This window comes from Pedomonas sp., from assembly GCF_036515995.1.
GTDB lineage: Bacteria > Pseudomonadota > Alphaproteobacteria > Sphingomonadales > Sphingomonadaceae > Pedomonas.
On sequence record NZ_DATBUP010000105.1, the window covers coordinates 1 to 12998 of the forward strand.

At 63.6% G+C, this 12998-nt stretch carries 11 protein-coding genes; 6 read left to right on the plus strand and 5 right to left on the minus strand.

All coding sequences use genetic code 11. The annotated features are described in order from the left end of the window. Positions 1-46 precede the first annotated feature (46 nt). Complete coding sequence (locus VIG90_RS07865; protein WP_331592938.1) at positions 47-331, minus strand: hypothetical protein; 285 nt, start codon at positions 329-331, stop codon at positions 47-49. Positions 332-680: 349 nt separating this feature from the next. Here VIG90_RS07865 and VIG90_RS07870 point away from each other — a divergent pair, with 349 nt between their 5' ends. From VIG90_RS07870 to aguB, 3 genes are read left to right on the plus strand one after another with little or no spacing between them, the layout of a single operon-like run. Next, positions 681-2339: a M28 family metallopeptidase gene (locus VIG90_RS07870; protein ID WP_331592939.1), complete on the plus strand. Its 1659-nt coding sequence runs from the start codon at positions 681-683 to the stop codon at positions 2337-2339. After that, positions 2339-3361 carry an agmatine deiminase family protein gene (locus VIG90_RS07875; RefSeq protein ID WP_331592940.1) on the plus strand — a complete coding sequence of 341 codons (1023 nt, stop codon included), beginning with the start codon at positions 2339-2341 and terminating at the stop codon, positions 3359-3361. The genes VIG90_RS07870 and VIG90_RS07875 overlap by 1 nt, the downstream gene beginning before the upstream one ends. Positions 3362-3379: 18 nt before the next feature. After that, on the plus strand, positions 3380-4231 hold the full coding sequence (aguB, locus tag VIG90_RS07880; protein ID WP_331592941.1) for an N-carbamoylputrescine amidase: 852 nt from the start codon (positions 3380-3382) through the stop codon (positions 4229-4231). 251 nt (positions 4232-4482) lie between these two features. Here aguB and VIG90_RS07885 read toward each other — a convergent pair whose 3' ends face one another. Further along, positions 4483-4887 carry a hypothetical protein gene (locus VIG90_RS07885; RefSeq protein ID WP_331592942.1) on the minus strand — a complete coding sequence of 135 codons (405 nt, stop codon included), beginning with the start codon at positions 4885-4887 and terminating at the stop codon, positions 4483-4485. Positions 4888-5045: 158 nt separating this feature from the next. Next, complete coding sequence (locus VIG90_RS07890) at positions 5046-6569, minus strand: fumarate hydratase (protein ID WP_331592943.1); 1524 nt, start codon at positions 6567-6569, stop codon at positions 5046-5048. Between the two features lie 385 nt (positions 6570-6954). Here VIG90_RS07890 and VIG90_RS07895 point away from each other — a divergent pair, with 385 nt between their 5' ends. Then, positions 6955-8256, plus strand: coding sequence for an FAD-binding oxidoreductase (locus VIG90_RS07895; protein ID WP_331592944.1), 1302 nt, complete (start codon positions 6955-6957; stop codon positions 8254-8256). Between the two features lie 5 nt (positions 8257-8261). Here VIG90_RS07895 and VIG90_RS07900 read toward each other — a convergent pair whose 3' ends face one another. After that, positions 8262-9128, minus strand: coding sequence for a hypothetical protein (locus VIG90_RS07900; protein WP_331592945.1), 867 nt, complete (start codon positions 9126-9128; stop codon positions 8262-8264). 384 nt (positions 9129-9512) lie between these two features. Here VIG90_RS07900 and VIG90_RS07905 point away from each other — a divergent pair, with 384 nt between their 5' ends. Beyond that, positions 9513-10268 carry a gamma-glutamyl-gamma-aminobutyrate hydrolase family protein gene (locus VIG90_RS07905; RefSeq protein WP_331592946.1) on the plus strand — a complete coding sequence of 252 codons (756 nt, stop codon included), beginning with the start codon at positions 9513-9515 and terminating at the stop codon, positions 10266-10268. Between the two features lie 155 nt (positions 10269-10423). On the opposite strand, the gene VIG90_RS07910 is transcribed toward VIG90_RS07905, so the two are convergent. Continuing rightward, positions 10424-11803, minus strand: coding sequence for a UDP-glucose/GDP-mannose dehydrogenase family protein (locus VIG90_RS07910; RefSeq protein WP_331592947.1), 1380 nt, complete (start codon positions 11801-11803; stop codon positions 10424-10426). A gap of 252 nt (positions 11804-12055) precedes the next feature. Between VIG90_RS07910 and fdhD the strand changes: the two genes are divergently transcribed. Next, positions 12056-12874 (plus strand): formate dehydrogenase accessory sulfurtransferase FdhD, encoded by an 819-nt coding sequence (gene fdhD, locus VIG90_RS07915; RefSeq protein WP_331592948.1) that lies wholly within the window; start codon positions 12056-12058, stop codon positions 12872-12874. Positions 12875-12998 lie beyond the last annotated feature (124 nt).

Below are 12998 nucleotides of genomic sequence, written 5' to 3' on the forward strand. Positions count from 1 at the left end.
CGCCTTGGTAGTGTCATCGGCGGTCCATGCCTGCTCGGGCGCGGCCTCAGTGCAGGCGGTACTCGGAATCCACCCAGCTCAGCTCCGCCGGGGTGATGAGACCGGCGTGCGTGATCTGCACCGAGTGCAGTGGTGCCTCGATGTGCTCCCGCCAGTAATCCAGAAACTGGTGCAGGCGGGGGAAATCCGGTGCGATATCCAGGGTTTGCCAGACGAAGCTCTGGAGCAGGTCATGATGATCCGGCATCCAGTAGATGATCTCGGCGGTCAGCAGCGAATAGCCTTTCATCCGAAGTTCGAAGTCGGACAGGTTCTCAACGCGATTGGTCATACCAATACTCCCTAAAACACCCCAATCCGGTCTGCCAGGGAACCGACACGTACAGTTCACTCTACATGTTTCAACGCATGATGTCCGCTATTGTATTGCTGCGTTTCGTCTCAAATTGTTGAATTTCATCGAAATTTATTATCACTCGACTTGAGTGAGTGCCAGCATGGCCCCATATGCGCTGCGCGGCTCAGCGACGTGGTCGCCCGTATTCAACATTGTCATGCAGCGCGACTTGACCGCCTCCGCCCAAAATGGAAGGAAGCCGATAGACCGGGGTTGCGCCCCGCCCATCGCCAATGAGGTTTGCTCCATGATCCGCACGACTGATTTGCGCTTGAGTGGTTTTGTGTCTGCGTCCGCCCGCCAACTGGTACTGGCCGGGGGCCTGCTTCTGGCGGGCATCAGCCTGCCTGCGCTCGCACAGCCGCTTGGGCCGAATGTCGCCCAGGATCAGGTGGCGGCGCATGTGAAGGTGCTGGCGTCCGACGCGTTCGAGGGGCGCGCTCCCGCAACGCCGGGTGAGGAAAAGACCATCGCCTACATCGCCGAGCAGATGGCGGCGGCGGGCGTCAAGCCGGGCGGAGAGAAGGGCGGCTGGTATCAGGCCGTCCCGATGATCGAGAGCACGGTCCAGCCCGCGTCGCTCACCATCACGGGCGGCAAGGCCCCGATCACGCTGTCCTACGGTGACGATCAGGTGGTCTGGACCAAGCGCGTGCGCGATATGGTCTCGGTCGAGAACGCTGATCTGGTCTTCGTCGGCTATGGCATCGACGCGCCGGAGTGGAGCTGGAACGACTACGCCGGGCTGGACGTGAAGGGCAAGACCGTGGTCGTGCTCGTCAACGATCCGGGCTTTGCCTCTGGCGATCCCAAGCTGTTCAACGGCAAGGCCATGACCTACTACGGCCGCTGGACCTACAAGTTCGAGGAAGCGGCCCGCAAGGGCGCTGCCGCCGTGCTCATCGTTCATGAAACCGCGCCGGCCGCCTATCCGTGGGATGTGGTGAAGTCCAGCTGGACCGGCCCGCAGTTCGACATCGTGCAGGCGGATGAAGGCATGGGCCGCGCCGCCGTCGAGGGGTGGATCAGCAGCCAGTCCGCCCGCAAGCTGTTCGCCGAAAGCGGGCTGGATTACGATGCGCTGACCCAGGCCGCGCACCGGCCCGGCTTCAAGGCCGTCAGCATGGGCAAGCTCAAGCTGTCGGCCACGCTGAACAGCAGCATCCGCCGCTCGAACTCGCACAACGTCGTCGGCATCATCCCCGGCACCAAGCGGCCGGACGAGTACATCCTCTACACTGCCCACTGGGATCATCTCGGCCGCTGCACGGCGGACAGCACGGGCGATGACATCTGCAACGGTGCGGTGGACAACGCCACCGGAACCGCCGCGCTGATCGAGATGGGCCGGGCGTTCACGCAGGCGAAGCCGGAGCGCTCCGTTGTGCTCGTTGCGGTCACGGGCGAGGAATCCGGCCTGCTTGGCTCCAAGTACTATGCGGCCAACCCGCTCTATGCGCTCAACAAGACCGTCGCGGGCCTCAACATGGATGCCCTCGGCACCATGGGCCGCACGCGCGATGTGGTGGTGATCGGGCAGGGCAAGTCTGAGCTGGAAGACCTGCTGAAGAAGCACGCGGCCCGTCAGGGCCGGGTCGTGGTGCCGGAACAGAAGCCGGAGGCCGGGTCATTCTACCGCTCTGACCATTTTGAACTGGCCAAGGTGGGCGTTCCCATGCTTTACGCCGACGGCGGCGTCGATGTGCTGGACAAGGGCGCGGAGTGGGGCCTGCAGCAGCAGGCGCTCTACACCGCGAACCACTATCACAAGCCGTCTGATGAATACCGTGAGGATATGGATTTCTCCGGCGTGGCCGAGGATGCAACCCTCCTGTTCCGGGTGGGTCTGGAGCTTGCAAATTCTGTAAACTGGCCCAAATGGCTGCCGACCGCCGAGTTCGGCGCGGCGCGGGAAGAGTCTCTCAAAGGAGCGAGTAAGTGATGCGTCAACCTGCTGAGTGGGCGAAGCACGATGCAGTCTGGTCGGCCTGGCCCAGCCATGCCGACCTGTGGGTGGAAGATCTGGAACCGGCGCGTGAGGAAGTCGCCGCCCTGTTCCGCGCCATTGCGGACGTGGACCCGGCAACCGGTGAACGCCGGGGCGAGCAGCTGAACATTCTCGTCGCCAACGAGGAAGCCAAGGCCAGCGCCGCGGCCGCGCTGGCCGGCACGGGCGTCGTCCTGCACGAGATCCCGTTCGGTGACATCTGGCTGCGCGATACCGCGCCCATCTTCGTGGCAGGCCCGCAGGGTCTGGCGGCCCATGGCTTCCGCTTCAACGGCTGGGGCGGCAAGTACGTGCTGCCCTATGACGATGCCGTCTCCATTGCCGTCGGCAAGGCATGCGGCCTGCCGTTCCGCGAGTTCAGCTGGGTGCTGGAAGGCGGCTCGGTCGATGTGGACGGGCAGGGCGCGGCGCTCACCACCGAGCAGTGCCTGCTCAACACCAACCGCAATCCGGACCTCAGCCGCGCCGAGATCGAGAAGAACCTCATCGAGCAGCTGGGCATCGAGCGCATCCTGTGGCTGGGCGATGGTCTGGTTAACGACCACACCGACGGCCACATCGACAATCTGGCCCGTTTCGTGGCGCCGGGCGTCGTTGCGCTGCCGGAAGCACGCGATTCCGACGACCCCAACCGCGACATTTACGCCGAAGCGTTGGCGCGCCTGAAACAATACTCTGGAATCGAGGTGGTAACCTTCCCATCTACGGGCCGGGTAGAGAACGAGGACGGCGACGTGATCCCGGCGTCCTACTCCAACTTCTACATCGCCAACACGACCGTGGTGGTGCCGGTGTACGGCACCAAGTGGGACGATGCGGCGGTAGAAGCCATCGGCAACATGTTCCCCGGCCGCAAGGCGGTGGGACTGCGGGCGGATCACATCCTCACCGGCGGCGGCTCGTTCCACTGCATTACGCAGCAGGTGCCGAGCTTCCCGGTCGTGGACGTAAAGTAAGGAAGGGTTCAAAGCGTCATGACGCGTCAGATTACGGTTGCGGGGCTTCAGCTCGCCTTCACCGACGACATGAAGACGGACATTGCCGCCGTCGCCGACCTCGTGCGCGAGGCGGCGCGTCAGGGCGGTCAGGTGATCCTTCCGCCCGAGCTGTTCCAGGGCCATTACTTCTGCAAGGACCAGCAGGAAGATTTCTTCCTGAAGGCCTTCCCGGCGGATGAGCATCCGGCCGTGCTGGAGATGCAGAAGCTGGCCAAGGAGCTGAAGGTCTACATCCCGACCTCGATCTACGAGCGCGACGGCCACCACTACTACAACTCGCTGGTGATGGTGGACGACGCGGGCGAGATCATGGGCCTCTACCGCAAGAGCCATATTCCTGACGGCCCCGGCTATCAGGAGAAGTTCTACTTCCGCCCCGGCAACACCGGCTTCAAGGTGTGGAAGACGCGCTACGGCACCATCGGCGTCGGCATCTGCTGGGACCAGTGGTATCCGGAATGCGCCCGCGCCATGATGCTGCAGGGTGCCGAAGTGCTGTTCTACCCGACCGCCATCGGCTCCGAGCCGCATGACGAGGATCTGGACACCAGCGCGCTCTGGCAGCGGGCCCAGATCGGCCACGCCGTCTCCAACGTGGTGCCGGTGGTTGCGGCCAACCGCATCGGCGACGAGAACGGCCAGCACTTCTACGGCCACAGCTTCGTCTCCAGCCACCGCGGCGACAAGGTTTCCGAACTCGGCGATGGCGAGACCGGCGTCGTCATCGGCACCTTCGATCTCGACCTGATCCAGAAGCACCGCTTCGCCTTCGGATTTTTTAGAGATCGCCGTCCCGAACTCTATGGACGTTTGGTCCAGGACATCTAGTTAATACGTTTGTGATGGGTGTATGCTCATCACGCATTGCCACGATGCTTGCCGCGCCTCCCGCAAAGGGGCGCGGCTTTTTCTTATGCTGATGAAATTAAAGTCTATTTTTGGAGGTCCGGTGCGCAGGTTCGCGCGTCGCCTCTTCTATTCTGGAGGATGGGTATAGTTCTTTGCGGGGGCACTCCTCACAGCCTGGCCTCGGCAAAAACGTCGCCCAGTTTCGTGACCCACCAGAATGGGTAGTTTTTTTAGCGGCTGCCGGAAGTGCCGGCAGGGCCCGCTGTGACAATCCACAGGCCTGGCCGAACGCCGAGGCGCAGCGGCAGGATGCTCGTCCCAAGGCCCGCCGTGACGACCAGCGTCTTGTCGCTGATGACATCGTCCGCAATCAGCACGATATCCGGAGCCAGGCCGTTGACCTGCGCGACGATCCGCGCAAGTCGGGAAGGGGGCATGTCCGGCCCCGCCACGTGGATGTCGGACAGGAGGGCGATGCGCACCGGAGGTGTCCCTTCGGGCCAGTCTGGCAACCCCATGGTGGCCTGCCGCACTATGGGGTCAGACTGCGCCAGCAGAATAATGTGAATTAGCAGAACCAGCGGAAGAATGACGGCCAACGCCAACGCGATCAGTTTAATCGTTCGCCGTGTCATTTCAGATCCCGTTGTTCGCCCTGCAATTAGGGCAATCAAGGGTATCGGACAGTCTGCAAGGCTGGAGAGTGGGATACTCTCTCCTTAACCATAGAATCCAAAAAAGCCGCGCAACCTGTTGGCTGCGCGGCTTTTTTTAACAAAAGGGCGAACTGGCGTTACGCCGGCTCTACTTCCTTCTTGGCGATCTTCTCGCGCCACACCAGCGGGCCGGTATGGTGGACGCTCTCGCCCGAGGAGTCGACGGCAACCGTCACCGGCATGTCCTGCACGTCGAACTCGTAGATGGCTTCCATGCCCAGATCTTCGAAGGCGACGACACGGCTGTCCTTGATCGCCTTGGAGACGAGGTAGGCAGCGCCGCCGACGGCCATCAGGTAGGCCGCCTTGTGCTTCTTGATCGACTCGATGGCGATCGGACCGCGCTCGGCCTTGCCCACCATGGCGATGAGGCCGGTCTTCTCCAGCATCATGTCGGTGAACTTGTCCATGCGGGTCGCCGTGGTCGGACCGGCCGGGCCAACCACTTCGTCACGCACCGGATCAACCGGGCCGACGTAGTAGATCACGCGGTTGGTGAAATCGACGCCTTCCGGCAGGCCTTCGCCCGATGCCAGCAGGTCCTGGATGCGCTTGTGCGCGGCATCGCGGCCGGTCAGCATCTTGCCGTTCAGCAGCAGGCGCTCGCCCGGCTGCCAGCTCGCCACTTCTTCCGGCGTCAGCGTGTCGAGGTTGACGCGGCGGGCGGACGGGGAGGCGGTCCACTCCACCTTCGGCCACTCGTCCAGCTTCGGGCGCTCAAGGTAAACCGGGCCGTTGCCGGTCAGCTTGAAGTGGGCGTGGCGGGTGGCGGCGCAGTTCGGGATCATCGCCACCGGCTTGGAGGCCGCGTGGGTCGGGTAGTCATGGATCTTCACGTCCAGCACGGTCGAGAGGCCGCCAAGGCCCTGCGCGCCGATGCCGAGCGCGTTCACCTTGTCGAAGATCTCGATGCGCAGCTCTTCAATCCTGCTCTGCGGGCCGCGCGCCTTCAGCTCGGCCATGTCGATCGGCTCCATGAGCGATTCCTTGGCGAGCAGCATGGCCTTTTCAGCCGAACCGCCGATGCCGATGCCCAGCATGCCCGGCGGGCACCAGCCGGCACCCATCAGCGGCACGGTCTTCAGCACCCAGTCCACAATGTCGTCGGACGGGTTGAGCATCACGAACTTGGACTTGTTCTCCGAGCCGCCGCCCTTGGCCGCCACGGCGATTTCCACATAGTCGCCCGGCACGATCTGGGTGTGGATCACCGCCGGGGTGTTGTCGCGGGTGTTCTTGCGGCCGAAGGCCGGGTCCGACACGATCGAGGCGCGCAGGCGGTTCTCCGGGTGCATATAGGCGCGGCGCACGCCCTCGTTGATCATGTCTTCCAGCGACATGGTGGCCTCCCACTGGACGTTCATGCCCACCTTCACGAACACCACCACAAGGCCGGTGTCCTGGCAGATCGGGCGCAGGCCTTCGGCGCACATGCGGCTGTTGGTCAGGATCTGCGCTATGGCGTCCTTGGCGGCCGGAGACTGCTCCAGCTCGTAGGCGCGACCCAGGGCGCGGATGTAATCCATCGGGTGGAAGTAGGAAATGTACTGAAGCGCATCGGCGACGGACTCGATCACGTCGTCTTGGCGAATGATGGTCATGGGCAAGATCCTTGCAACTCACTCGGTCCGGGCGCGAGCCGCCGGAGCGTCGCGCAACACGCCCATGCCTTTGCCCCGACGAAACGCAGCCGTCAAATGTCAATTGGCTAAGATTATTGCCGGTTGAGACGAAAGCCGCCTTGAGGCCGGGGCATGGCCCCGCGCAGCGCTTCCGGCGGCATGGGGCAGGGTGTGGTCCCCGGACCAAATGAACCCTTGCGGGGTTTTCTTTGCCGATATCAGGAATACTTTGCGGACATTTTCTCTTAATAGTTGTAAAACCACTAGCAATGATATGCTGTGGGAGCGCAAGTTGCTGGTCAGCGTTTCGCGTTCCTGCCGACAGGGGGCGCATCTTCGCGCCTGACAGCTCTCGGGGTCCCTGATGACGATCCGCATTGCAGATGCTGCTCATTTTCATCCCTATCCGCCGTCCTATTACGCGGCGACGGCGCACCGCAGCCCGTCGCGGCCGACGCTGGAAGGCGTCAAGCAGGTGGACGTGTGCGTCATCGGCGGCGGCTACACCGGTCTGTCAACCGCGCTGCATTGTGCCGAGCGCGGCCTTTCCGTGGTGCTGCTGGAAGGCAAGCGCATCGGCTGGGGTGCATCCGGTGTCAACGGCGGGCAGGTCATGCCCGGCTGGAACCGCACCACCCGGGGGCTGGTGCAACAGTTCGGCCCCGCACAGGCGCGCACCCTGTTCGCCATGGCGAACGAGGCGGTGGAGGGGCTCTTCCAGCGCATCGAGCGGCATCAGATCGCGTGTGACGCGCAGCGTGGCCACCTTATCGTTGCGGCCACGCCCGCTGACATGCAGATGCTGGAGACCGAGCTCGAGGCTCGGGAGGCCATGGGTTATGTCCACAGCCGTCTCGTCGATCGGGACATCGCCGTTGGGCTCACCGGCGCGCCGCAAATGTACGGCGGCCTGCTCGATACGCGCGGCGGCCATGTTCATCCGCTGAATCTGGCGCTGGGGCTGGCGGTTGCTGCGGAACTGGCCGGAGCCCGCCTGCATGAAGACAGCCGCGTCGTGCGCATGCGGCCCGTTGCGGCGCGCATGCTGGTGGAGACACTGCGCGGGAAGGTGCTGGCGAAGAACGTCGTGCTGGCCTGCGGTGCCCAGTCCGGCAAGCTGCTGGAGCCCGTGGGGCGGCGGACCAGCGCGCTCACGGCCTTTGCAGCCGCCACCGCGCAGCTCTCGGACAAGGAAGCGGCAGGGCTGGTCAAGGACGGGCTGGCCGTGTGCGACACCCGCATGTCAGTGAACTACTTCCGCATGTCGCCGGACAACCGCCTGCTGTTCGGCGGCGGTGAGCGCTACCGCCTGTCGGCCGACGAACCGGCCGAGGCCGTGGTCCGCTCCCGGCTGGAGGCGGTATTCCCGCAGTTGGAGGGCGTGGCGCTCGATTACACCTGGAGCGGGCTCGTCACCGTCACCTCCAGCCGCATGCCCGCCGTTGGCCGGGTCGGGTCCGTTTTCTACGCCGATGGCTACTCGGGGCAGGGGGTTGCCCTGTCCAACCTGATGGGCAAGGTGCTCTCCGAAGCCATTACCGGGGACAACTCCCGCTTCGACCTCATCAGCCATCTGCCCAATCTCGCCGTGCCCGGCGGCCGCTGGCTGCGCCTGCCCATCTTCGCTGCCATCGGCGCTCTCGCCGCCTTCCGCGAGGCGCATTGAGGGTGTCAGACCTGGCTATGCCGGACCATATCCACATCCGTAATCCATCCCAGAACCGCTTCATTCGGTGAACCTGTCTGGGTCACGAATACATCCCGGCAGTTGTCGGCATCTTCGAAGGCCGCCTTGGCATCCGCCATCGTGGCGTTCTGCGGCAAGAAGGAGAACCGCCGAGCCTGCTCGCCAAGGTCATTGTACTCCAGAAGATCCTTGAGGGTTGCCATGGCCTTGCCACCTGCAGGGTCAGTCTTCTCGATAGTTTTCTCGGCAATATATTCATAGATGGTTCCCTGGTGGAGTACGTACTTGACCCGCCTGTCGTGGGTAAACACGGGAAGTCGCGTAACCAGCGGAATGCGGGCGCCCGGTGGCTTGATCATGTCTCGCAGGGCCTTCACAGTCAGAAAGGTGTCATCCTTCCCTTCAGGAATATTCACTCCCATGATCCGCGGGAAGGGGATCATATTAGGCCGCACCGAAGTCTGGTGAAGCTTGGTTTCACTGAATTGTCCTACCAGTTTCCGGGCTGTGGCAGCGGCGGTGACGAAATTTTCGCGTGAGAAATAGAACGCCAGCACTGTGCCGACCCATGTGCCCAGAACAGGCAGCAGCGCATGGAAAATGCTGAGGGTGTTTTCGTGGAGTGCCGAGGATGAAAGCCGCGAACTTCTGGGCGCAGTCTCAGTAACAGTAGGGGTGTCAAAGAAATGTGAGAGGAAAAAGGTCGTGTAACCTGAAAGCACGACGACCCCTGCGACTATGAGCATGCCTTTGATTGACCATGTGACAACGTTCTTTGCCAGATGTTCTCTGGCTGAAAGGGTGGGATCTAACGAAATCGTTTCCTGAGAAGCTTTTGTACCGTTTGGCATGGCTGCACCTCCCGTGTTTTGGAAAGAGGAAGCGTGCAAGCAGGCGCAACTGAACAAAATAATCTTACGCTCTTGTGAAGAAGCGTGGCGAGGCCTGCGATTTATAGTTGTGTATCAGCGTCAGGAACGCACTTGAGAGGTGTAAGTGTCCGTGCAAATTTGAGGGTAAAATTTCAGTAGAAAACTGAATTCTCCCTGCGCATCTGTTTCTTCTCAACGCCTTGCCTTTTCACTGCAAGCGGCTTGTCTATTTACTTGAATCCCTGCGGAAACAATTTAATCTTCCTTCCCGCTGGGAAACTCCCTGGCGGTGCTTTCTGGAGCCGCCGCGCCCGGCTGGCGTTCTTGCTTGCAGGCATTCCGGTTGCTGATGGGAGTTGTCCCATGTCGCTTCGCCCGGTCGTTGGAATTATCTGCTGTGAGCGGGACGTGGACGGCATTCCCGCCCAGACGGTGCTGAACCGCTACATCACCACCACCCTGCGCTATGCGGATGCGGCCGGGCTCCTGATCCCGGCGCTGCCGGAGCTCATGCGGGCGGACGAGATCGTGCCGCTCATCGACGGCCTGCTGCTGACCGGCAGCCCCTCCAACATCGACCCGAAACACTATGGCGACCCTGTGGAGGAGCCGCCGGGTCCGTTCGATCCGGGACGGGACACCATGGTGCTGGCGCTGGTGCAGGAGATGATCAATCGCTCCAAGCCCGTCTTCGGCATTTGCCGCGGCTTTCAGGAGCTGAACGTCGCCTTTGGCGGCACGCTCAGGCGAGACATAGGGCACCACCCCACGCTGCTCGCCCACCATGCACCGCCGGAGATGGTGTTTCCCGCCATGTATGAACACGTGCACGAGGTGGACCTCGTCCACGGCGGCCTGCTGCACGAAATGCTGGGCAAGGATCGCATCACCGTCAACTCGGTACATTTTCAGGGCATTGACCGGCTGGGCGAGGGGCTGAGGGTCGAAGCGCGGGCGTCTGACGGCGTGGTCGAGGCCTTCTCCACCGTTCGCAACGACGCGCCCATTCTCGCCGTGCAATGGCATCCGGAATGGCGCACCGCCGAAAATCCTGACAGCCAGGCCTTCTTTGCCCTCATGGGCCGCATGCTGCGCGGTGAGGAACTGGTCGGGCCGTGAGGGCCGCGCCCTTGATGAAGAGCACGGCCCTCTGAACGCATGGAGTGCAGGGGTCTGGAGCAGTTTTCGAGCAGGGTGGAACCCTGCGTTTAAGAAAATGCGACCAGCAAAAAAATCGTACCCCTGGGAAAATCAACTTTAGCTGATTGATCTGCTCACTCGCCTGCAAGCGGGCGGATCTGATGCACGCTGGCCGGGGCGCGTTCCTCGCTCTGCGGCTCAGGAGCCAGCACCGGGCGGCCGATGGAGACGTAGCGGAACCCGGCGGCCGCCATGTCGGCGGTGCGGTAGATGTTGCGCAGGTCGACGAACACCGGCTCGCGCAGCTGGCGGCGCACGTGGGTCAGGTCGAGCGCGCGGAACTCGTTCCATTCCGTGATGATGACGACGGCGCTGGCGTCCTGCATGGCCGAATAGGGATCACCGGCGAAGTCGATGCCCGGCAGCAGCGGCGCGGCGTGGCCCATGCCGATGGGGTCGTAGGCGCGAATGTGCGCGCCGGCCTTCTGGAGGGCGGGCACGATGTCCAGCGCCGGCGAGTCCCGCATGTCATCGGTATTCGGCTTGAAGGTCAGGCCCAGCACACAGATGGTCTTGCCGTCCACCGAGCCGTCGCAGGCCGCGATCACGCGCTCGGCCATGCTCTGCTTGCGATTGGTGTTGACCTCAACCGTGGCGTTGACCAGCCGCAGCGGCACGTCGTGCTCCTCCGCGGTGCGCAGCAGGGCCAGCGTGTCCTTGGGGAAGCAGCTTCCGCCGTAGCCCGGGCCGGGGTGAAGGAACTTGTCGCCGATGCGCTTGTCCAGGCCGATTCCCTTGGCCACGTCCTGCACGTCCGCGCCGACTTTCTCACACAAATCAGCTACTTCGTTGATGAAGCTGATCTTGGTGGCAAGGAAGGCGTTGGCGGCGTACTTGATCATTTCCGCCGTCTCGCACGAGGCGAACAGGATCGGCGTCTCGCGCAGGTGCAGCGGGCGATACACTTCCTTCAGCACCTGGCGGGCCTCGTCGGTGGTTGCGCCCACAACCACCCGGTCCGGGTGCATGAAGTCGCGAATGGCCGAGCCTTCGCGCAGGAATTCGGGGTTGCTCGCCACTTCCAGCTTCTTCAGCGGGGCGACCTCGGCCACCAGCTTGCGCAGCTCGGAGGCTGTGCCCACCGGCACGGTGGACTTCGTCACCATCACCGCGCCATTGCGGGCGGCAGCGGCGATGTCGCGGGCGGCGGCGAACACGTAGGAGAGGTCGGCATGGCCGTCGCCCCGGCGCGAGGGGGTGCCGACGGCGATGAACACGGCCTGCGCGTCGGCCACGGCGGCGGCCAGTTCGGTCGTGAAGGTCAGGCGGCCGGCCTTGATGTTGCGGCCCAGCAGTTCGTCGAGGCCCGGCTCGTAGATGGTCGGCTCACCCCGGCTGAGGCGGGCGACGATTTCCGGATTCATGTCCACACAGGTCACCTGATGCCCGAACTCGGCCATGCAGGCCCCTGAGACGAGACCCACGTATCCTGTGCCGACAACCGCAATCCGCATAAGTCAGTCCTCCTGACGCAATTAAGAGGCCGGTTTCTGGTGAACCTTTATGACCTCATCGTGACGTTAGCATGATGCGAGGCACATTTCTTTGCGGCAGCGCGCCGCGCGGATCTGGTGCTTCGCACCCGGCCATCATGTCGGCAGGTTTCTGGCAGATCGCGTCGCACATGCCTATAGTGAGAGTTTGGAAGTTGCTGGAAAAGGTGTGAAATGACAGCAGAAACCGCCGCGCGGAACGGAGCTGCCGTCATGCGGCTGATGTCAGGCGGGCAGGTGGAGGCGGCTGCCCGCACTCTGGCGGCCGAGGTTCCGGTCTCGCTCACCTACAACGGCATCGCCCACGTGGTGATGATGGCAACTCCGCGGGATATCGAGGATTTCGCCGTCGGCTTCTCGCTTGCCGAGGGCATCGTGGACAGCGCTGCCGAGATCTCTGGCGTCGAGGTGCGGGAGATTGCGCCGGGCCTCCTGGTCCGGGTCGATATCCCGCCTGCGCGGCAGGAGGAGCTCATCGGCAAGCGGCGCGGCCTCGTCGGGCAGACCGGCTGCGGCATCTGCGGGGTGACGGAGCTTGAGCAGGCCATCCGCGCCGTGCGGGTCGTCCCGCCGCCGCCGTCCCTCGGCGCGCAGGCGGTGTTCCGCGCGCTGGAGGCGCTTTCCAGCCACCAGCCGCTCAACCGGGAAACCGGGGCGGTTCACGCCGCCGCCTTTGCAGACAGCGCGGGCAACATCCTGCTGGCGCGGGAAGACGTGGGCCGCCACAACGCGCTCGACAAGCTGGTCGGGGCTCTGGCGCGAGAGGGCAGGGATGCCGCTTCCGGCTTTGCCGTCATGACGTCCCGGTGCAGTTTCGAGCTGGTTCAGAAGTGCGCCAGCGCCGGCATTCCCGCGCTCGTCACCGTGTCCGCGCCGACGAATCTCGCGGTCGATCTCGCCCGCCGCGCCGGGCTCACCCTCATCGCGTTGGCGAGGGCAGACTCGGCGCTGGTGTTCAATGATCCGTCCGGTCTGTTTGCCCATCAGGCGGCGCAACCGCCTGCCGCGCCAGCCACACACCCGCAGGGGTGAGCTGGAGCAGCCCCGCGCCGGGGCTGCGTCCGGGCGTAAAGGCGGCGATCGGCGCGCCTGTGGCATCCGTCATCCCGGTCAACTCGGTTGCGGCCCGCACGGCCAGCGCCAGCGGCAGGTCCCG

What these genes read in the sequence shown, in the direction of transcription:
- VIG90_RS07890 (WP_331592943.1), bottom strand. Translation starts at nt 6,569, where the DNA reads ATGACCATCATTCGCCAAGACGACGTGATCGAGTCCGTCGCCGATGCG.
- VIG90_RS07885 (WP_331592942.1), bottom strand. Translation starts at nt 4,887, where the DNA reads ATGACACGGCGAACGATTAAACTGATCGCGTTGGCGTTGGCCGTCATT.
- VIG90_RS07875 (WP_331592940.1), top strand. Translation starts at nt 2,339, where the DNA reads ATGCGTCAACCTGCTGAGTGGGCGAAGCACGATGCAGTCTGGTCGGCC.
- fdhD (WP_331592948.1), top strand. Translation starts at nt 12,056, where the DNA reads ATGCGGCTGATGTCAGGCGGGCAGGTGGAGGCGGCTGCCCGCACTCTG.
- VIG90_RS07865 (WP_331592938.1), bottom strand. Translation starts at nt 331, where the DNA reads ATGACCAATCGCGTTGAGAACCTGTCCGACTTCGAACTTCGGATGAAA.
- VIG90_RS07910 (WP_331592947.1), bottom strand. Translation starts at nt 11,803, where the DNA reads ATGCGGATTGCGGTTGTCGGCACAGGATACGTGGGTCTCGTCTCAGGG.
- VIG90_RS07895 (WP_331592944.1), top strand. Translation starts at nt 6,955, where the DNA reads ATGACGATCCGCATTGCAGATGCTGCTCATTTTCATCCCTATCCGCCG.
- aguB (WP_331592941.1), top strand. Translation starts at nt 3,380, where the DNA reads ATGACGCGTCAGATTACGGTTGCGGGGCTTCAGCTCGCCTTCACCGAC.
- VIG90_RS07905 (WP_331592946.1), top strand. Translation starts at nt 9,513, where the DNA reads ATGTCGCTTCGCCCGGTCGTTGGAATTATCTGCTGTGAGCGGGACGTG.
- VIG90_RS07900 (WP_331592945.1), bottom strand. Translation starts at nt 9,128, where the DNA reads ATGCCAAACGGTACAAAAGCTTCTCAGGAAACGATTTCGTTAGATCCC.